Origin of the sequence: Pseudomonas sp. DR 5-09, assembly GCF_001655595.1 — a bacterium.
Lineage (GTDB): Bacteria > Pseudomonadota > Gammaproteobacteria > Pseudomonadales > Pseudomonadaceae > Aquipseudomonas > Aquipseudomonas pharyngis.
Genome location: NZ_CP011566.1, coordinates 3,138,379 through 3,156,798 on the forward strand (window position 1 = coordinate 3,138,379; position 18,420 = coordinate 3,156,798).

The window sequence follows — 18,420 nt, forward strand, 5'->3', positions numbered from 1 at the left end:
GGCGGTGACATTCCGATTGCCGTTTGGCGCAATCGCGAGACAGTTTTTCACAGATGAAGGTTCACTATTGGTTACAAACTGTGGCTAAAATGCCATCCATTCACCCAATGCCTTGTCCGGCATGGGCTCAAGGATGCGCCACCGGGACGTTTTTTTTGATTTCAGACCACTGCCACAGACCTTGGGCCACAGCCCGAAAGGCGCGCAGTTTGTTCACTTCTGACGTGTGACGATTTCCGTGAAACTCATCATTGCCGCTGTATATGTCATTTCCATTGCGTACGTTCACCTGCGCGGTCGCGTACGCCACAAACTCGGTCGTCAACTGAGCGATCACTCTTCGTTCCTGGCACCGATCAACTGCTTCCTTTATCTGTTCTCGAAAAAGCCCAACACGCCTTACCTTGATCCAAAGGACTTTCCCGATCTGACTCCGTTGCAGACCCACTGGGAAGAAATTCGTGAAGAAGGTCGTAACCTGCTGCGTGCCGGCGAGATCAAGCGCTCGAACCAGTACGACGACGTCGGTTTCAACTCGTTCTTCAAGACTGGCTGGAAGCGTTTCTACCTGAAGTGGTACGGCGACAGCCACCCGTCGGCGCTGCAACTGTGCCCGCGCACCACCGAACTGGTGCAGAGCATCGGCTCGATCAAGGCTGCGATGTTCGCCGAGCTGCCGCCGGGCTCGAAACTGGTGCGTCACCGCGATCCGTACGCCGGTTCGTACCGCTATCACCTTGGCCTGGAAACGCCGAACGACGCCGGTTGCTACATCAACGTCGATGGCGAGAATTATCACTGGCGTGATGGCGAAGCGGTGATGTTCGACGAGACGTTCATTCATTACGCGGAAAACACCACCGACCAGAACCGCATCATCCTGTTCTGTGACATCGAGCGCCCGATGAAGTATCGCTGGGCGGCGGCGTTCAACCGTTGGTTCAGCCGCACCGTGATGTCGGCGGCCGGTGCGCCGAACGATGCGGGTGACCGCACCGGTGGCATCAACCGGTTATTTACCAAAATCTACAAGATTCGCCTGCGCGGAAAAGAGCTGAAAAAGCGCAATCGCAAACTCTACTACATGGAAAAGTGGGCGATCTTCGGCGGTCTGCTGGCGATCTTCATCCTGATCTGACGAATCGGGCGACTGTTGAAAGACAGTCGCCCGATTTCATTTTCATGAGGCCTTTTTGGTTTTCTTCGCCGCTGTTGTCTTGCTGGCGGTCTTCTTCGCCGGTTTGGCCGGAGCTTTTCCGCCCAAGCTGCGCTTGAGCAGTTCGGTCAGGTCGATAACATCTGCGGTTTTGCGCTCTTCTTCTCCAGAGACGGTCTCAACGTCTTCGATCTTGCCTTCATGGGCCTTCTTGTCCACCAGCGCCATGATCTTGTCTTCGAACTCGTCGTTGTAATCCTCGGGCGTCCAGTCCGCTGTCATGTCTTCCACCAGCCGTTTGGCCATGTCCAGCTCGCCCTTGGCCAGTTGCGGCTTGGTCACTTCGCTGCCCAGCTCAAGTTCGTCCAGGCTGCGCACTTCCTGCGGCCAGCGCAACTTCACCAGCACCAGCGCCGACTCCAGAGGCATCAGCGCCGCCAGGTATTGGCGCGTATGTAAAACCACTCGGGCGAGGGCGACCTTCCGGGTTTTGCTCAGGGTTTCACGCAGCAAGGCGTAGACCTTGCCGCCGCGCTTGTCCGGAGCCAGGTAATAGGGCGTGTCGATGTTCTGCAGCGGGATCTGTTCACTGTCGACAAAGGCGAAGATATCGATGGTCTGGGTCGAAACCGGGTGCGCCGAGCGGATCTCTTCTTCGCTGAGCACCACATAGCGGCCTTTTTCGAACTGCACACCTTTGACGATGTGCTCCTTGGTGACTTCCTTGCCGGTGACCTTGTTGACCCGTTTATAGCCGACCGGGTCCATGCTGCGGCTGTCGAGCCAGTCGAAGTCGACGCCTTGGGATGACGTCGCCGAGACCAGCGCCACAGGGATGTGGACCAGACCGAAACTGATTGCGCCTTTCCAGATTGCCCGAGCCATGTGCTGTTCTCCGAGTGATGTTCGGGTGACCCGTGGCCCGGCGTGAAAGTTTCCGTTGTTTACTGGGTGCCGCTAAACGTCAGGTCAAGCCGTGTTACATCTTGTTTAGCGGTGACGGGTTAACAAATGCGAACCCACGGCGTAGCGTGGACTCGAAGGCTCTAGTCCCTGCGCACCGAAAGAGGCCGTTCATGAACCGTTTCCTGCTTGGCATTGCGTTGCTCGCCCTCAGTGGCGGGCTGGTTCACGCCGATGGCGCAATAAGCCATACATCGCTGTTGCTGGCACAAAGTCCGACTGGCAACAGCAACAACCCCTACAACAGCCCGATCCGCCGGGCGAACCCCAACAGCATGCAGGGCACCCAGCCCAGCACTCCGCCCATTCGCGGGCCGAACACCGTTCCCGTGCCGCGTCCGCCGACCCTGGAAAACCGCGGTATCGGCAATGGCCAGCCGCTGCGCTCCGTGCCGAGCACGCCACCCACCTTCATCCCCAACCCTCCAGCCCGTGACAGCGGGAGCAACCGTTGAATGGCAGAACCGCTTCTGTCAGCCCTTCAAACGAACAAAAGGAATCGTGCATGTTGCGTAAAACCCTTCTGGCCGGCCTGTGTGCCAGTGCACTTATCGCCGCTCCGGCGTTCGCCGCCGCTTCCAAAGAGCTGCAAAGCGAGCAGGGCACCCTTGAAGTCACAACGATTACCCAGGGCCTCGAGCACCCATGGGCTCTGGCCTTCCTTCCTGATCGCCAGGGCATGCTGGTGACCGAACGTCCCGGCAACCTGCGCGTGGTGGATGCCGACGGCAAGCTGTCTGCGCCGATCACCGGTGTGCCGGACGTCTGGGCCAAGGGGCAGGGCGGATTGCTCGATGTGGTGCTGTCACCGGATTTCAAACAGGATCGCCTCGTTTACCTGTCGTACGCCGAGGGTGGCGGTGCGGGTGACAAGGCCGGAACGGCGGTGGGGCGCGGGCGCCTGTCGGACGACCTGAAAACCCTGAAGGACTTCAACGTGATTTTCCGTCAGGAACCGAAACTGTCGGTCGGCAATCACTTCGGCTCGCGGCTGGTGTTTGACCGGGACGGTTATCTGTTCATCACTCTGGGCGAAAACAACGACCGCCCGACCGCGCAGGACCTGGACAAGCTGCAAGGCAAGGTCGTGCGGATCTACCCCGACGGCAAGGTGCCCGATGACAATCCCTTTGTCGGCCAGTCCGGCGTGCGTCCGGAGATCTGGTCCTACGGCCACCGCAATCCCCAGGGCGCCGCACTCAATCCATGGACCGGCACCTTATGGGAAAACGAGCACGGCCCGCGCGGCGGCGATGAAGTGAACATCATCGAGCGCGGCAAGAACTACGGCTGGCCGCTGGCAACCCACGGCATCAACTACTCCATGCAACCGATCCCGGAAGCCGAGGGCAAGACAGCCGAAGGCACGGTCGGGCCGCACCATGTCTGGGAAAAATCCCCGGGCGTCACCGGCATGGCTTTTTACGATGCCGATCGCTTCAAGCCGTGGCAGCACAATCTGTTCATCGGTGCGCTGGTGACGCAGGAGCTGATCCGCTTGCAGTTCGACGGCGACAAGGTGGTGCATGAAGAACGCTTGCTGGGCGAACTGAAGCAACGGATTCGTGATGTACGCCAGGGGCCGGATGGTTACCTGTATGTGCTGACCGATGAGTCCGACGGTTCGCTGTACAAGATCGGACTCAAATGAACCCTTCACGCGGGTGAGCGAGCGTAGAGCACCACCGCCGCCCGCAACTTGCCACGACCAAAGCGGCACATTTTCTCGAACTCCCCATGGCTGACCGGCACGTGCTGGCAGTCCATGGGCTGGCGATGCTGGCTGTGGTCGACATCCGGGTCGTGCAGGTAGACGAAGTCTTCGTCGCAGTCGGTGACGATCACCCAGTGCGGCGACTTGGAGCGGGTGAGGCGATAGCTGCTGATCAGCACCAGGGGCTGACCTCCGTTGGCCAGCAGTGCGGGTAAATCCAGCGTTACGCCGATGACCTGATCGACATCGGTGTCGTTCAGTTGCGCCATGAACTCGTCATGGACCAGGCGCATGACGTCTTTTTTATGCGCATCGCGCACGCCGTCGAGAAACAGGGGCCCGGTCATGCTCAGTTGCAATCGCACTCTGAAACCCCGGCGCCAGGCCGCCAGAGCCAGGCCTTGCGGGCTGCAACCGCCATGGCCGGCCGTCATGAACACCGTGGTTGCTTCGCGCCACAACTGCAATTCCTCGCGCCGCTCCAGCAAACGATCGGCCTGCAACGCGCCCATGGCCATCAGCAAGCAGGCCGGGCCGCAGGTGAAATCGGTGGTTTGTCGGTAATAGGGGACTTTGATGTTGCGCGAATCGTGGTGCTGGAGAATGCGTTTCTCCAGACGCAGCGCGTCGGCGTGATCCTCGTAGTAGTCATGGATCAGTGCAAAGCGCCGGTAGCCGTTACGCTCGTACAGGGCGATGGCGGCGGGGTTGTCGGTGCGCACTTCCAGCCGCAGATAGGCGCAGTCGTGCTCGAGCGCGCAGGCCTCGATCCGATGCAGCAATTGCTTGCCCAGACCACCGCCGCGCGCCTCGGGGGTAATCGCAATGGAATACAGACGGGCCAGCGAGGTGCCGCGATGAAACAGCACCAGCGCATAACCGGCCAGTTGACCCTCGCGTTCGGCCACCCACAATTGCCCGTGGGCCCGGGTGATCATCCATTGGAAACTGCGGCGTGTGAGCCGGTCCGTGGTGAAACAGTGCATCTCCAGCGTGAGCAACGCTGGCAAATCATCAACGACCGCCAGGCGAAAAACAGCATTCATATGACCACCGTAAAAGTTGCGTAACGAAACGGGACTTTCGAAAAACTTCGTGCTTAATAGAAAAGGTCTTGTTCTCCAACGGATCAATTTCTATGTCAGCGGTACAGGGTCATTGGCGCGAAGTATCCAGTCAAAGTTTGCCACCGGCAACTTATTTAAAACCGCAGATCAGAACGTCCAGTCAAGTGTTGATCATCGTCGAACGCAAGGAAGACTGGGCCTCGTACTTTCCCAGCGAAGACATCCTGACGGCCCAGGAATATCTCGAACAACCGCCCGACAGCGAGCCGGGAAAACGGGTGCAGGTGATCAATCTGTGCCGCAGCTACAAGTACCTGGGCCACGGCTACTATTGCTCTCTGCTGGCGGAGGCTCGAGGGCACAAGGTGATTCCGTCGGTACGCACCATCAGCGAACTGACGCGAAAATCCCTTTACGGTCTGGCGCTGGATGACCTGGATAAAACCCTGGAAAAAGCCCTCAGCCATCATCTCTACAGCGACACTGAAGGTTTTACGCTGACACTTTATTTCGGCAGAACGCATATAGAGCCGTTGCAGGATCTGGCCCGGCAATTGTTTGAAGTATTCCCGTGTCCGATTCTGTTAGTTGAGTTTCGTCGAACTAACGGCTGGCACATCGAAGGTATAAAGTCTGGCGCCTTGCACAAGTTGCGCGACGATCAGGAAGATCAGTTCGCCAATGCGCTGGACGGCTTCAGTCGCAAGATCTGGCGTGTACCGCGTTCGCCGCAAGTGGCGCGATATGACCTGGCGATCCTGCATGATCCGCAGGAAGCCTTGCCGCCATCCAACGCCCGCGCACTGGAAAACTTCGTGCGGGTCGGCAAAAGCATGGGCATCGATGTCGAGCTGATCGAACGCAAGGACTACGCAAGGCTGGCCGAGTACGACGGCTTGCTGATCCGCGAGACCACCAGCGTCGACAACCACACTTATCGCTTCGCCAAGAAAGCCGAAAGTGAAGGGCTGGTGGTGATGGACGACCCGACGTCGATCCTGCGCTGCACCAACAAGGTCTACCTAACCGACTTGCTCAACAGCCATCAACTGGGCATGCCCGCCACGGAAATTCTCTACAAGGAGCGACCCGAAGACTTCGAACGGGTCGGCGAACGCCTCGGTTTTCCGTTGGTGCTGAAGATCCCGGATGGCTGTTTCTCCCGTGGCGTGATCAAGGTCGAGAGCCAGCAGGCTTTGCTGGAAGCCACCGCCGAGCTATTCGAACACTCGGTGCTGTTGCTGGCCCAGGAATTTTTCTACACCGAGTACGACTGGCGCATCGGCGTGCTCAACCGCAAACCGATCTTTGCCTGCCAGTACTTCATGTCCAAGGGCCATTGGCAGATCTACAACCACAAGGCCAAGGGTCAGGACGTCAACGGTGAATGTCGCACGCTGGCGATCCACGAGGCGCCGCGCGCGGTGGTGGAACTGGCGGTGAAGACCGCCAACCTGATCGGCGACGGCTTGTATGGCGTCGATCTGAAACAGGCCGGCGACAAAGTCGTGGTGATCGAGGTCAACGACAACCCGAACCTCGACGCGGGCATCGAAGACGCCTACCTGCAAGACGATCTGTATTCGCTGGTGCTGGAAGAATTCGTGCGCCGTCTTGAGCTCAAACGCCGCGGCCAGGCTTGGTGACCGGCCGATGATCAACAGCTTTGCACTCAATCACGGCGCCTTGCAGCGGGTCGAGCGGCTGGACGCCGAGGTGATGCTGTTCAGCGACCCGGACGCCGCCGAGCGCGACCTGCTCCACAGTCACTTCAAACTCGATGAACACGCGCTGGCCTCGGCGCTCGACCCGGACGAGGTGTCACGGATCGAGTTTCACCCCGATCACTTGTTCCTGATCTGGAAACGCCCCGAGAACTATTCCGGAGGCGGCAGCCTGGCATTCGAGGTGTCGTCCTGCGGCTTGCTGTTCTCGCCGGGCCAGTTGTTGGTCATCGCAACCGACGACACGCCGCTGCACGGTGTCGGCACCCGCCAGCCATTGAACACGCCGCTGGATGTGTTGCTGGATTTGCTGTTCAACAACATCCATCACTACCTCGGGCATCTGAAGGTGATCAAACTGGTCGCCCGGGAGTTGCAGCAGAAATTCAACGCCTCGATGCAGAACCAGCATCTGGTGCAAATGTTCAACCTCAGCGAAAGCCTGATCTATTACATCAACGCCCTGCACAGCAACGGCGCGGTGCTCACGCGGTTGCGCAATCACGCGGAAAAACAGCACTTCGGCAGCGAAGCCATCGGCCTGATCGACGACCTGATCATCGAAAACAACCAGTGCTACAAGCAGGCGGAAATCTATTCGACGGTGTTCTCCGGGCTGATCGACGCCCGGGGCAACCTGATGAACAACAGCATGAACAACCTGCTGCGCAAACTGACGCTGATCAACGTGGTATTCCTGCCGCTCAACCTGATCGCGAGCATTGGCGGCATGTCGGAATTCAGCATGATGACCGCCGGCACGCCGTGGTGGGTGTCGTACCCGTTGTTTCTGGCAGCGATGCTGTTGGGGGCCGGCGGGATGCTGTTCGGGCTCAGGCGTCTGGCGAAATGACGGCGGCCGGACGTTTGCGATCCTGCAGGCCCCGTACCACCAGGTACAACAACGGCCCGACTGAAATAAACACCGCCGTCAGCAACAGATACGGCACCACCGACCAGCCCGACTGCCCACGCTTGCGCGCGTCCTTGTACATCCAGACGCCCGCCAGGGTTGCCAGCAGATAGAGATCGATCACCACTTGTGCGGTGTCGGGCCGCGACATCAGGCTGATGCCGAAGTCGATCAGCGACTGTTCGGCCTGAAGCATCACGGAAACGGTATAGCCGCCAAAGGCGATTAAAGCGGTGAGGGGCAGGGCGATGGACATCAGGTATTCCTTCCTTGGGCAGATGAGCGAAAGGCCAGCCTACAGACCCGCCACAAAATTCGCCATTGACTTGCCAGCAGCGCCCGGGCTAATTTCGGGGCCATGACTTCCACCGTATTGCGCTGCCAGCCAAGCATTATTACCGCCATTCCTCATTTGGCGGGCTAGCTCACGACTGCAGCACCCAACCCGCCCTAGAGGCGGGTTTTTACTTTCTGTCTCCGGGGTTACGAATCAAACGTCAGGAGACGACCATGCGCTACAGCCCCGCCCAGCAAGCCCTGCTTGAGCAGTACGTGAAAAAGATCCTCGCCGCGCCGGTGTACGAACTGGCGGTGCGCACGCCGCTGCAACCGGCGTCGGCGCTGTCCGAAGCGCTGGGCAGCCGGATCCTGCTCAAGCGCGAAGACCTGCAACCGACGTTCTCCTTCAAGATCCGTGGTGCCTACAACAAACTGGTGCAATTGAGTGATGAGCAGAAGGCGCGCGGGGTGATCACGGCTTCGGCGGGCAATCATGCGCAAGGCGTAGCGCTGGCGGCGCGGGAACTGGGCATTGCCGCGAGCATTGTCATGCCGGCAACCACCCCGGAGCTGAAAGTGCTGGGCGTCAGCAGTCGTGGGGCCGAGGCGCTATTGCATGGCGAAAGCTTTCCGTTTGCCCTGGCTCACGCGCTGCAACTGGCTGAGCAGACTGGGCGAACGTTCGTTTCGCCTTTCGACGATCCAGATGTGATCGCTGGCCAGGGCACGGTTGCGATGGAAATCCTGCGCGAGCATCAGGGCGCACTGGATGCGATCTTCGTCCCGGTGGGCGGTGGCGGGTTGATCGCGGGCATCGCGGCGTATGTGAAATACCTGCGACCTGAAGTACGGATCATCGGCGTCGAGTCGGAGCACTCGGCCTGCCTGAATGCTGCCATGCTAGCGGATGAGCGAGTGGTGCTGCCCAACGTGGGCACATTCGCCGATGGCGTGGCGGTGGCGCAGATCGGCGCCTACGGGTTCGAGGTTTGCCGCTTCTGCGTGGATGAGGTCATCACCGTCAGCAACGACGAACTCTGCGCGGCGATCAAGAATATCTACGACGACACCCGCTCGATCACCGAGCCTTCCGGCGCTTTGGCGGTCGCGGGCATTAAACAGTATGTGGCGCAAACCGGCGCACGGAATCAGACGTTCATCGCCATCGATTCCGGTGCCAATATAAACTTCGACAGCCTGCGTCATGTCGCGGAGCGAGCGGCGGCGTGCGGTGTTTCAGCGTGAAAGGACTCAGGGCAACAACGGGCGCAGAAAGCTGCGCTCGTAGCTGATGATGAACTTCTTTTCGACCAGATCGGCCACCAGCGCCGTGCTTTCGGGGTCGGTCAGTGCGATGTGGCGATAGCTTTCGTAATCCGCCAGCGACGGGAAACTGAACAGGCAATACGCGATATTGCTCGCGCCTTCCGAGGGCAGGAAGTAACCATGATGCGTTCCTCCCAGCCGTTCGACGATGCCGAGCCAGGTCTTGGCGTAGGCTTCGAATGCGTCCAACTGATAGGGATCAATCACGTATCTGACGTGGCAGGTAATCAAGGCTGCGGCTCCTTTGCAGATTATTCGGGTATTGCCACGCCAATCTTGTCCGAAGCCGACCAGATACGGAAACGCACTTCAACGTCCTGCGGTGCGTAAACCACGATCGGCAGCTTGCTGTTGTAGCGCACGGTGAAACCGTCACCGATCACCGGCACGAATACGCGTTTTTTCTGGGTGCCGGGCGGGCAGGCCATCAGCGTGCTCATCGGGCCGCTGACTTTTTCCAGGCGGTAGAACGGATAGCCCCAGCCTTCGAGGTTTTTCTCTTCGAGGGTGCCGCCCAGACGCTGGCGGTTGCAGTCGACTTCGAGGGTCTTGCCGGCGAGGATTTCGACTTTGAAGTTTTCTTCCTGGGCCTGTTGCGGCAGGTGGATCACTTGGCGCGTAAAGCCCGCTTCGGCCTTCGGATAAGGCGCGGTGTCCTCAAGTTTGGCGGCGTGGGTGAGGGTGGACAGGCTGGCGAGCATCAGGCCGGCCGTCGCGCGGACGGTGAAATTTCCCATTGAAGCCTCCTGGCGGGTGTACGTTGGTAGACGGGCATTCTCACTGTCACGGTCGATGAATGCAAACCGCCGACCGCTTGCAAATTGCAGTGCCTGCACGAGCGAATCTTGCATTTTGCAACTGGCCAGTGGCCTGCCTTTTTTCCAAGCCTTTGATTTGCAAGGAGGTGAATGCAACCTGATGAAAGGCACGCTTTATGCGTTGATTTGGTGCAGCGCACCGAGTTCGGGCGCCTACACTCCAATGGGCATTTCGCAGTACAGCCGCTTGTCACAACCCAAGGATTCAGCGGGGACACACCCGTGGGAACCGTGGCAACGGTCGACGTGAATACTTGATTGGCAGTCTCACAGTAAGGAGAGGTTTCGCCATGTTTCTGTCTGCCTTGGAACTCCGCAACATCATTGAAAGCAGCTTTCTACCGAAACGCTGCCAGTGCACGCTGTCCCCGGATCTGTCGATGACCGTCAAAGTGTATGGCGATCACCAGACCGATCAGGTTGAGCTGCAGGTGAGTGGCATCGATGCCAGTCATTTGAACAGCTGTCGCGAAATCAACGGCCTGATCGCCGGGTTGCGCTCGGATCTTGCGCTACAAACGGCAACCCAACATTCAGTGCCGCGATCCCGAGTCGTCTAACCGACTGTTTCACCCAGTTCGACCGTCACGCGCCGGGCCTGCAAGAAGCCAAGGCCCAGCGCGAACTCGACCAGCACCGCGAGCAGAATCCCGGGGCCGGCGTGGCCGTTGAGCCATTCAGCAAACCCCAGCACCGCCAGGCCAAAACAGCCGACGATAAAGCCGTTGCTCAGCGCATTGCGCGCGATCGACACCGGCGCGTTGCGCACCAGATAAAACATCACTCCCAACGCTGCAAACAGCACCGCGCTGCGCCGTGCGACGAATCCGGCTGCCTCCGAATACTCGATGCTCCAGATCGCCAGCAACATCTGTGGAGCCAGACCCCAGGCCAGAGAAAGCAGAAAACACAGACAGAAGGTGAGGGTCGACAACGTGCGAAACGACAACTGCATGGCGAATCCTTGCGGCAGTGAGGAGGGCCCCGAGCATACTCTTCGAGACCTGTGCTCGCCTACCGCAAAGCCGCAAATCAGAGCTTTCTGTCAGTTCTGGAAGCTGCAGGCGTCAGATAATTTCCGGTAACTGATTTCTTCCGGTTTCCCGGTGTTGTCGAGGTACTTCATGTCGGCGGTGATGACCTTGCACTCCTGCGTCTGCGGCTCGGTCAGGGAAACCACTTTGGCGACATGCAGCGGCATGCCGTATTCATAAGGAACAGCCTTGGAGGTGTCATTGGCCTGGGCCAGCCCGGCAAACGCGGTGCAGGCGAGGGCGGTGGTGAGCAGGAACGGACGAATGTTCATGATGGACTCCGGTGCGACGGAAATGGAGTTTGGCGGATTGCCAGCCAAACCTGCCGCACTCGGCGTCAGCCAGGGGCTGAGGGTGTGCGGTTCAGTAGAGTTTTTGACCGCGGCGTTAAGCGATGGTTAACCGGGCTGAACACCGGCTGTCTGGGCGGGGATTGTTTCGCGGGGGAGTCTCGGCGGATTCCTACAAGGGTGGATGCCTTGTCTGCTTTCGGGGGCTGGAGTGGGGCGGTTATGGTTTGGCGTCGCTGCAAAATCAGCGGCTTAGGTTTGGTCACCTGAAAAACTCGACACATCTGTGCCATGATTCGCGCCGCGGACACTCATGTCTTCGGAGTACATTGCTGTGGCGGCTGTGTGCAGGGGCGCCTTCGGGCGAGCTGATCGGGTTTCTCAGTTGACCAAGCCTTGCATACAGTCCGCCTCCCATCGTTTGGTCACGGTGTCGGCGGGTCATTGAAGCCTATCGAGTAATGACAATGCCAATCCTGAAACCAAGCTCCGCTCGCTACCTCCCGCTCAACAGCGGCGTCACCGACAGCGCACCACTGGTCATCGACACCCACGCCAACCCGAAAGACCTCTTCGAAGCCGCCGTGCAACGCATCCGCGCCGCAACCGACCTGCTCGAAACCCTGCACTGTCTGTGCTTCAAACACGCCGACGTCCAAGACATTCCCCACATCACCCATGCGCTGTACCTGCTGACGCAGGATGGCAGTGATTTACTTCAGGTTGCCCAGCAGAAAATGTTGAACTGGCAGGCGCCGGTTTGATGGTTTGAAAAGCGGCCTGGTATTCACGGGCAGAAGCATTATCTGCCCGTAATGCTGTTGGAGGCTTTTGGCTCTTCATCCGGAACTGGATCAAACGGGCTGATCAAGTTGGGGCTCCATTTCAACTCGACAATATTTCCGGGCAAAAATCGAACATGTAGAAAGTCATCACCACGCTCTCGGCGAGGGAGCGGCAAAATCGCCTCATGATTTTCTTTCTGCACTCCATTCCTGAGCTGCTCGCCTGTCCGGCCGAGAATCCACGAGACACGCACCGTCTCTCCCTCAATTCTCTGGCAGCAGATAACACCGCCGCTCCCCATTGCGAACAGATTTCCACCACCCAAATCATTCACCCAAAAAAATGTAATCGGGCGATCGGTGTGATTCTCCGAAGTCAACATCGCGCCGGGCGTGCGGAGCAGACTATAGATTTTCGGGGCAGCGTATGAAAGCACCAAAGCCAACACACCCAGCGCTATTTGTCTCCGCCGCCAGGTCCGTCGGCGGCGCGCATCTGCAGAAACATCTATCAAATCAATGAAATCCATTTCGTATATTGAGATTGTCGGAGTGAGCCCCGCAGTAGATTTATCCTTGCTTCAGGTCGATGCGCCTGACGATTGTGTCGATGGCTTACGCATCGTCTGCTCCAGATAATCCGGTGCCATACCTTTTGTCTTATTCAGACTCGGTATGTCGAAGTCTCGCACGCGAAAATATTTGGGTAGCGGAGGATTCTGGGTCGGTGGCATCTGCTGGATCATGTATCGATCATTAACATAAAACTCAAGCAAGTCCTCGATATCAAAGTTCAAACTTTTTACTTCAGGATTGAACCAATCCTTCAATAAAGTTTTAACGGGCGCTGAAGCAAAAGCGGTGTTCAGTCGCCATGCCTCACGGTCTACATCTTCAAGCCAACCTAGATCATTGCGTAAGGCAGCCTTGTCTTGTTGGTTCTGCTTGATCGCCTGATCTCGCTTGGCGGCCTGGGCGCTTGTTTCATTTCCCATGCCAAAAAATTTAGCCATTGACCCTTGCTTACCAAGGATTGGACGTGCGAGACGGTCTTCCTGTTCGTCATACGCCTTATGCTGTTCGCGATAGATCTCCCACAATCCGCGCAGCCTCTGAATATACAAACGTCGGTGAGCAAGGAATGCTTCGGGGGATACCTTCTGATTGCCTGCAAGACTTAGGTATTTTTTACTAACTTCAATGGCGCTTGCACCGTTGATGTGGTCATTCAATTGGAAGTATTTCGATACCAAGACCGCTTTGTCAGGAAGTGTTTGCATGGGGTAAAGCGGAACGCCTGCACGATAAGCAGCGTTATACATTTCATGCAGACTGACCATGTGGAGTTCACGACTATGAGGAGCATCAGTTTTAGCCAAGCCTCCTCCTACGTCGTAGCTGGTTCCAGGTACGAGGCGCTCTTCCCAGCGAGGTGTCGATGGACCGGTACCAATCAATCGAGATCGGCGAGATTCCTGGCACTCATGTGCTGCAATTAAATGCAATGCGTTTTTTACAGGACCAGGAAGGCATTCACCGTCATCGACTTTGTTCTCGAAAGGCAGCAGATATTCAAAAATAATTGAATCCTCGCCACTACGATCTACCGCATCAAAAAGGCCCATGAACGTAATTTCAAGATTTGTTTTCTTAAATATGGTGGTGGCCGGGTCGCACTCTTCAAAGATTTTATGAGCAAATGCTCTTGCAAGGCTTGCGCCGAAATCGAAGCCAAATATTGACACGGATATTTTTTTAACCGGAGCTTTGCTGTTCTTGTTAGCGTCTTCTAAAGCCTTCTCCAAGGCGCTAACCGCCGCCTCCAATCGCGTATCTACACCTGTTTTGAAAAAGTTCGTTATCAGTTCGTTGTCACGAGTAAAGTCAAACATGTCCAGAGATGCTGGCGCTGCTGCTTTGATTGCTGAGGTAATAATGTTTCCAGGCTTTATATTGTTATAGATGCTTTCCCACCATTTTTTACCGGTAATGACGTCCTTTGCGGAATCAAGTGGGCTATTCGAAATAGTGTCTTCAGGAGACTTTACTATGCTGTCTTTCGCCCTGCTTGCGGCGCCATCAATGCCTGCGCCGCTTACGGTCTCTCCACCTCCGAGTGTTTTATCAAACTCAGTGGCCAAACCCGACAAGTAAAATCGTTTATTTCCCGCAAATGAATCTGATGCATCGGATAGGTCAGCATCCGGGTACGCCATGAAAAGTCTGGCAACATTACTGAGTCGGTCCTCTTGCAAGTCGCTCTTCATGTTTCGGCCAAAACCATCGAAGAAGAATCCAACTCGCAGCGTCGCCTCACAAGGCAGAACAGGATTTTTCTCAGCAGAGGTGCAAGAGTTCGTTTTTGTGCTGATAGCTTCTGCACGATCTAGATGCTGAGGTGTGCTCATGGGATACGTCCTTGTTCAATAGATTTTTGCTTGGCAAAGGGAGATGGGAAAGGTCTTGTGAGGTCGGGACTCCATCCCAGCCTAACCTTGTTGCCCGGTTCGAATTGAACGTGAAGATATTGATCAGTTGGCCCACGCTCGGGCAGTGGAAGTTCAATTTCGTGATGCTCTTCTACCGCTCCACTCAATTGCTGCTGACGGGTCATGTCCAGAATCCATTTTATTTTAATGGTTTTTCCTTCAAATCGGGTGCAGCACATAATCCCGCCGCCTCCCATTGCCATCAAGTTTCCACCCCAAAAGTCATTCGCCCAGAAACTAAATATCGGGCGATCCATATAGTTTGCAGATGTCAACATCGCCCCAGGCGTACGAAACTGGTTGTAAAGGTACGAACCCAGGAAAGGCAGCAGTAAAACAAGCACCCCAATGACCAGGTTGCGGCGACGCCAGATTTTTTGCCGCTTCATGTTCATAGCCACAGTCATACTGCTAGATTCCTTCCTGATGTTGGATATTGCTCAGTCGGAAGTCGCTTTGAGGAACTTCCTTTTTCGTCTTTTACTTGAGAAGAGGCTGCTTCGTTCGGTGCGTGTTTTGTGTCCAGTGTTGTTGAGGACCAAACAAGTTCGATGCTGTTTTCAGGGAGAAAGTAGACGTGCAATGTATCGTCTCCTGCTTTTCGCTCGGGCATGGGCAATAACGCTTCGTGCCGCTCTATCGTCATGCCCTGTTCCTCCTGAGATTTTGACAGGCTCAGGATCCAGACTATTTTTGCCTGGTCACCGGACAGGTCCCAGCAACAAGTCACACCGCCATTTCCGCCCCAGTGATCATTGACCCAGTAGCTGCCGACGGGCCTGTTCATGTAGTTATGGGACGTCAACGCCGCACCTGGCGTTCGGGTGCTGTTGTAAACGAACAAGGCCAGAACAAGGAAGGAAAGAGTCAGGATGCCGATTGCTGAACTTCGATATTTCCCTTTGTGGTTATTAATTTGTCGACTCACTCCGACAACTCCCTCATCACAACCCCAAGCGGCAACTTCTCCCCAACAGCCCGCTCTTTGGCTGTGTTCCACATCGGCCAATTCGCCGGAAACTCGGGATCCATCAATTGCAGGCTGGCAAACAGGCTGACGTCTTCCGGGTCCGACAAGCCTTCTGCGCGACCTGCGTCCAGCGCCTGCTTGACCTGGTTCAACCGGTCGCCATGGCAGCTACTGGTGAATACCTCTGGCGCGTCTTTCTCCAGTTCGGTGGTCAGGTTGTAGGGCAGGGGATCGACCTCCATGTCCTTCCATAACTTTGCGTCCAGGAAAATCGGCTGATACTTGCCCGGCTTTTCCAGGTTAAGCCCTTTGAAGCATTGCCACTCATCATCCGCCGCTGGCACCCACCACTCCTGCAACGGGCCGAAAAGCCAGGCATGCCAGGACAGATCGTCGCGGGCGTGGAGCATCGGCAGTACTTCAGGGGCGTAGCTGCGGATCATCAGGACTTCGCCGGCTTCATTTTTTGCCAGCAAGGCATCGCTCAGGTGCGCCGCGAGTTTGTCGCCGGGGCAGTCGGTGCGGATCCAGCTGGCCATGGCGGTGCAGCCGGTGAAGTATTCGTGGGCGAGAAAGGCCTCGAATTCCATGTCGCTGACGTCCACGAGCCATGGGCCGTAGTTGCGCAATTCGGCGAACTCAGGTTGAAGCATCAAGGGGCGGCGTGACGGATCGGATTTGAGGAATTGCTGTCGAGCCGGCTCGGAGAGCAGGCCCGCTTCAACGATTGCGAATCTCGACTGTGCGTTTTTATGCGCCTCTGCCCAGGCTTTCGCTGCGTCGTCCTTCGTCATCAATTGGCTCCCGATTGCAGGGCCAGTTTTTCCCGCATGGCTTTCTTCAGGCACTCAACGCAGATGCCTTTCGGCGCCTTCAGCTTTGGCACTACGACCAGCGATTCAGCCTCGATCTTTTGATTCAGCCGGGTTTGCATCAAGCGTCCGGCATTGTCGAGGGCTGCCAGGCCAGGAATGAAAGGCACGAGGATCTGAATACCGGAACCCACCCCCGGCGCTCCGCCGGTGTTGGCCTTCACCTCCGCACCGCTGATGGTCACGCCACCCGCATCGACCTTGATGAAACTGCCGCCAGCCTTCGCCGTCAGTTCCATCCCGCCTTCGATCACGACTTTTTCACCAGCGTGGTAGTGAATCTCCGTGCCCGCTTCCACGAACTGCCCGGTGCCGACCTTCACATGCTGTGTCACGCCCACGGTCAGGTGATCGTTGGCGCGCATTTCGCTCTTGCGATCCAGATGGGTGATGCGGTGTTCCTCGACTTTGAATTCACTTAAAACATTGGCCTCGACCGTGTCATGCCGTTCGTTGCCAACCCGAATCTTCTGGTCGTGCTCAATGTTCTCGTCCCAGTCGCGCTGGGCGTGGATGTAGATCTGTTCCGCGCCTTTCTTGTCTTCGATGCGGAATTCGTTGTAGCCCTTGCCGCCCGGTGAACTCAGGGTCTTGAAGGTGCTGCGGGTCTTGTTCGCCGGCAGGTCGTAAGGGACGACGTTTTCCTTGTGGTACAGGCAGCCGGTCACCAGCGGCTGGTCGGGGTCGCCTTCGAGGAAGGTCACCAGCACTTCCATGCCGATGCGTGGGATGGCGATGCCGCCGTACGCTGCGCCGGCCCAGCCGCTGGCGACGCGCAGCCAGCAGGTGGTCTTGTCGTCGGCCTGGCCGTCGCGGTCCCAGTGGAATTGCACTTTCACGCGGCCGTACTGGTCGCAGTGAATTTCTTCGCCAGCGGGGCCGGTGACGATGGCGGTCTGGCTGCCGAGGACTTTCGGTTTCGGGTGTTCGAGGGCAGGGCGGTAGTGGGCGTCCCACGGGGTGGCCACGAAGCTGTTGCGGTAGCCCTGGTGGAAATCGCTCTTGTTGTCGGTGACGTCGCTGGTGACGTTTTCGCCCAGCACTTGCGGCTGTTTGCCTTCGTGAAAGACTTCCAGCAACAGCCACAAATCGTTCCATTCGGCGCGCGGGTGTTCGGCGAGGGTCATGAAGTGGCCGCTGGTCAGGGTCGGTTCGTCACCTTTGCCTTCGGCGAGTTTGTAGTCGCTGCGATGGCGTTCCAGCGCGCGGGTCGAGAGGAACTTGCCGCGCTCGCGCGTGGTGAAGCGGCCGGGGTAGTCGTAGTCTTCCAAGTCCGGCATGAACGCGGACTTGACGGCACTTTCGGGCAGGATCTTCGGTTTCTCGAAATCGTAATCGCGGCGGCTGACGCGGCTGGTACGGGTTTCCAGGCGCAGGTTGAAACGCTTGATCACCGGTTTGTCGGCGGTCATGCCGGAGTCTTGCTGGTAGTTGACCGGTTTCAGTTTGCGGAACACGGTCTGGTCGTCGCCGAACACCAGTTTGTGGCCGCTGCTGCTGTGCTGGAAGTGGAAGTGAATGCCTTCCTCTTCGCACAAGCGCTGGATGAAATGCAGGTCGGATTCGTCGTACTGCACGCAGTAGTCGCGTTCAGGGTATTCCGCGCCAAGCTGGAAGCTGTAGGCGTTGGCCAGGATGCCGCGATCTTCCAGAACGCGGGCGATGATTTTCGGCACCGTCAGTTGCTGGAAGATCTGCTGGTCATGGTTGTGCCGCAGGTAGGCCAGTTGCGGCACCAGGCTCAGGCTGTAACGGGTCAGGGTCTTGCCGGAATCGCCTTGCTCGATGCGATACACCAGACCATGAATCTTGCCCTCGCCAGTGGCGCCGAAGGTCAGGCAGCCAGGCTTGTGCAGGAGTTCTTCAAGGTTGAGGTCGGGACGGGCACTGACCAGTTCGAGGTCGAAACGGAACGGCTCGTTGAGGGCTTCGCGACCGGTGAAGCTGAGGACTTGCAGGTCGGCCGAAGCGCCTTCGAGCGTGAGGGTAATGTGGGTAGCGTTGGCGTCCAGCATGCCTT

General features: G+C 57.4%; 21 protein-coding genes and 1 pseudogene. 9 read left to right on the top strand and 13 right to left on the bottom strand.

Annotation, left to right across the window (positions count from 1 at the left end):
- Positions 1-238: 238 nt before the first annotated feature.
- Positions 239-1,138 (top strand): lipid A hydroxylase LpxO, encoded by a 900-nt coding sequence (gene lpxO / locus PDR5_RS14055; protein ID WP_039768931.1) that lies wholly within the window; start codon positions 239-241, stop codon positions 1,136-1,138.
- Positions 1,139-1,180: 42 nt separating this feature from the next.
- On the opposite strand, the gene ku is transcribed toward lpxO, so the two are convergent.
- Positions 1,181-2,041, bottom strand: coding sequence for a non-homologous end joining protein Ku (gene ku, locus PDR5_RS14060; RefSeq protein WP_064596394.1), 861 nt, complete (start codon positions 2,039-2,041; stop codon positions 1,181-1,183).
- 191 nt (positions 2,042-2,232) lie between these two features.
- Between ku and PDR5_RS14065 the strand changes: the two genes are divergently transcribed.
- Positions 2,233-2,574: a hypothetical protein gene (locus tag PDR5_RS14065; RefSeq protein ID WP_064596396.1), complete on the top strand. Its 342-nt coding sequence runs from the start codon at positions 2,233-2,235 to the stop codon at positions 2,572-2,574.
- 50 nt (positions 2,575-2,624) lie between these two features.
- Positions 2,625-3,770, top strand: coding sequence for a PQQ-dependent sugar dehydrogenase (locus tag PDR5_RS14070; protein ID WP_064596398.1), 1,146 nt, complete (start codon positions 2,625-2,627; stop codon positions 3,768-3,770).
- Positions 3,771-3,775: 5 nt separating this feature from the next.
- Here the strand turns inward: PDR5_RS14070 and PDR5_RS14075 are convergent, their stop codons facing one another.
- Entirely contained in the window at positions 3,776-4,879 is a 1,104-nt protein-coding gene (locus tag PDR5_RS14075) for a GNAT family N-acetyltransferase/peptidase C39 family protein (protein ID WP_064596400.1), read from the bottom strand.
- A gap of 92 nt (positions 4,880-4,971) precedes the next feature.
- Between PDR5_RS14075 and PDR5_RS14080 the strand changes: the two genes are divergently transcribed.
- Both PDR5_RS14080 and PDR5_RS14085 read left to right on the top strand, forming a co-directional pair.
- On the top strand, positions 4,972-6,546 hold the full coding sequence (locus tag PDR5_RS14080; protein ID WP_064596402.1) for a RimK family protein: 1,575 nt from the start codon (positions 4,972-4,974) through the stop codon (positions 6,544-6,546).
- A gap of 7 nt (positions 6,547-6,553) precedes the next feature.
- The gene (locus PDR5_RS14085; RefSeq protein WP_064381745.1) at positions 6,554-7,477 is read left to right on the top strand and encodes a magnesium transporter CorA family protein; all 924 of its coding nucleotides are present in this window, start codon (positions 6,554-6,556) and stop codon (positions 7,475-7,477) included.
- Here the strand turns inward: PDR5_RS14085 and PDR5_RS14090 are convergent.
- Positions 7,458-7,796, bottom strand: a complete 339-nt coding sequence (locus tag PDR5_RS14090) for a DUF2834 domain-containing protein (RefSeq protein ID WP_064596404.1) — start codon at positions 7,794-7,796, stop codon at positions 7,458-7,460. The genes PDR5_RS14085 and PDR5_RS14090 overlap by 20 nt on opposite strands.
- Positions 7,797-8,047: 251 nt before the next feature.
- Here PDR5_RS14090 and ilvA point away from each other — a divergent pair.
- Positions 8,048-9,037, top strand: a pseudogene (gene ilvA, locus PDR5_RS14095) (threonine ammonia-lyase, biosynthetic); the annotation flags it as partial.
- A gap of 30 nt (positions 9,038-9,067) precedes the next feature.
- On the opposite strand, the gene PDR5_RS14100 reads toward ilvA, so the two are convergent.
- Both PDR5_RS14100 and eco read right to left on the bottom strand, forming a co-directional pair.
- On the bottom strand, positions 9,068-9,373 hold the full coding sequence (locus PDR5_RS14100; protein WP_039768220.1) for an NIPSNAP family protein: 306 nt from the start codon (positions 9,371-9,373) through the stop codon (positions 9,068-9,070).
- A 20-nt stretch (positions 9,374-9,393) separates the two neighbouring features.
- Complete coding sequence (eco, locus tag PDR5_RS14105; RefSeq protein WP_064596407.1) at positions 9,394-9,879, bottom strand: serine protease inhibitor ecotin; 486 nt, start codon at positions 9,877-9,879, stop codon at positions 9,394-9,396.
- Between the two features lie 371 nt (positions 9,880-10,250).
- On the opposite strand from eco, the gene PDR5_RS14110 reads away from it, so the two are divergent.
- Positions 10,251-10,520 (top strand): DUF1652 domain-containing protein, encoded by a 270-nt coding sequence (locus PDR5_RS14110; RefSeq protein WP_011334036.1) that lies wholly within the window; start codon positions 10,251-10,253, stop codon positions 10,518-10,520.
- Here PDR5_RS14110 and PDR5_RS14115 read toward each other — a convergent pair.
- Together PDR5_RS14115 and PDR5_RS14120 are read right to left on the bottom strand one after the other, a co-directional pair.
- The gene (locus PDR5_RS14115; protein ID WP_064596409.1) at positions 10,517-10,915 is read right to left on the bottom strand and encodes a hypothetical protein; all 399 of its coding nucleotides are present in this window, start codon (positions 10,913-10,915) and stop codon (positions 10,517-10,519) included. The genes PDR5_RS14110 and PDR5_RS14115 overlap by 4 nt on opposite strands.
- 90 nt (positions 10,916-11,005) lie before the next feature.
- Complete coding sequence (locus PDR5_RS14120) at positions 11,006-11,266, bottom strand: DUF2790 domain-containing protein (RefSeq protein WP_011334038.1); 261 nt, start codon at positions 11,264-11,266, stop codon at positions 11,006-11,008.
- Between PDR5_RS14120 and PDR5_RS29680 the strand changes: the two genes are divergently transcribed.
- A complete protein-coding gene (locus PDR5_RS29680; protein WP_156669331.1) occupies positions 11,259-11,396 on the top strand; it encodes a hypothetical protein in 138 nt (45 codons plus the stop codon). The genes PDR5_RS14120 and PDR5_RS29680 overlap by 8 nt on opposite strands.
- A gap of 355 nt (positions 11,397-11,751) precedes the next feature.
- Positions 11,752-12,048 (top strand): hypothetical protein, encoded by a 297-nt coding sequence (locus PDR5_RS14125; RefSeq protein WP_064596411.1) that lies wholly within the window; start codon positions 11,752-11,754, stop codon positions 12,046-12,048.
- Positions 12,049-12,086: 38 nt separating this feature from the next.
- Here PDR5_RS14125 and PDR5_RS14130 read toward each other — a convergent pair whose 3' ends face one another.
- From PDR5_RS14130 to PDR5_RS14150, 6 genes are read right to left on the bottom strand one after another with little or no spacing between them, the layout of a single operon-like run.
- On the bottom strand, positions 12,087-12,599 hold the full coding sequence (locus tag PDR5_RS14130; RefSeq protein ID WP_082934410.1) for a DUF3304 domain-containing protein: 513 nt from the start codon (positions 12,597-12,599) through the stop codon (positions 12,087-12,089).
- A gap of 51 nt (positions 12,600-12,650) precedes the next feature.
- Positions 12,651-14,477, bottom strand: coding sequence for a phospholipase effector Tle1 domain-containing protein (locus PDR5_RS14135; RefSeq protein ID WP_064596413.1), 1,827 nt, complete (start codon positions 14,475-14,477; stop codon positions 12,651-12,653).
- Entirely contained in the window at positions 14,474-14,965 is a 492-nt protein-coding gene (locus PDR5_RS14140) for a DUF3304 domain-containing protein (protein WP_156669332.1), read from the bottom strand. The genes PDR5_RS14135 and PDR5_RS14140 overlap by 4 nt, the downstream gene beginning before the upstream one ends.
- Positions 14,962-15,486, bottom strand: a complete 525-nt coding sequence (locus PDR5_RS29965) for a DUF3304 domain-containing protein (protein WP_082934411.1) — start codon at positions 15,484-15,486, stop codon at positions 14,962-14,964. The genes PDR5_RS14140 and PDR5_RS29965 overlap by 4 nt, the downstream gene beginning before the upstream one ends.
- Complete coding sequence (locus PDR5_RS14145) at positions 15,483-16,376, bottom strand: DUF4123 domain-containing protein (RefSeq protein WP_156669333.1); 894 nt, start codon at positions 16,374-16,376, stop codon at positions 15,483-15,485. Before PDR5_RS14145 ends, PDR5_RS29965 begins: the two co-directional genes overlap by 4 nt.
- The gene (locus PDR5_RS14150; RefSeq protein ID WP_064596417.1) at positions 16,322-18,415 is read right to left on the bottom strand and encodes a type VI secretion system Vgr family protein; all 2,094 of its coding nucleotides are present in this window, start codon (positions 18,413-18,415) and stop codon (positions 16,322-16,324) included. The genes PDR5_RS14145 and PDR5_RS14150 overlap by 55 nt, the downstream gene beginning before the upstream one ends.
- Positions 18,416-18,420: the final 5 nt, after the last annotated feature.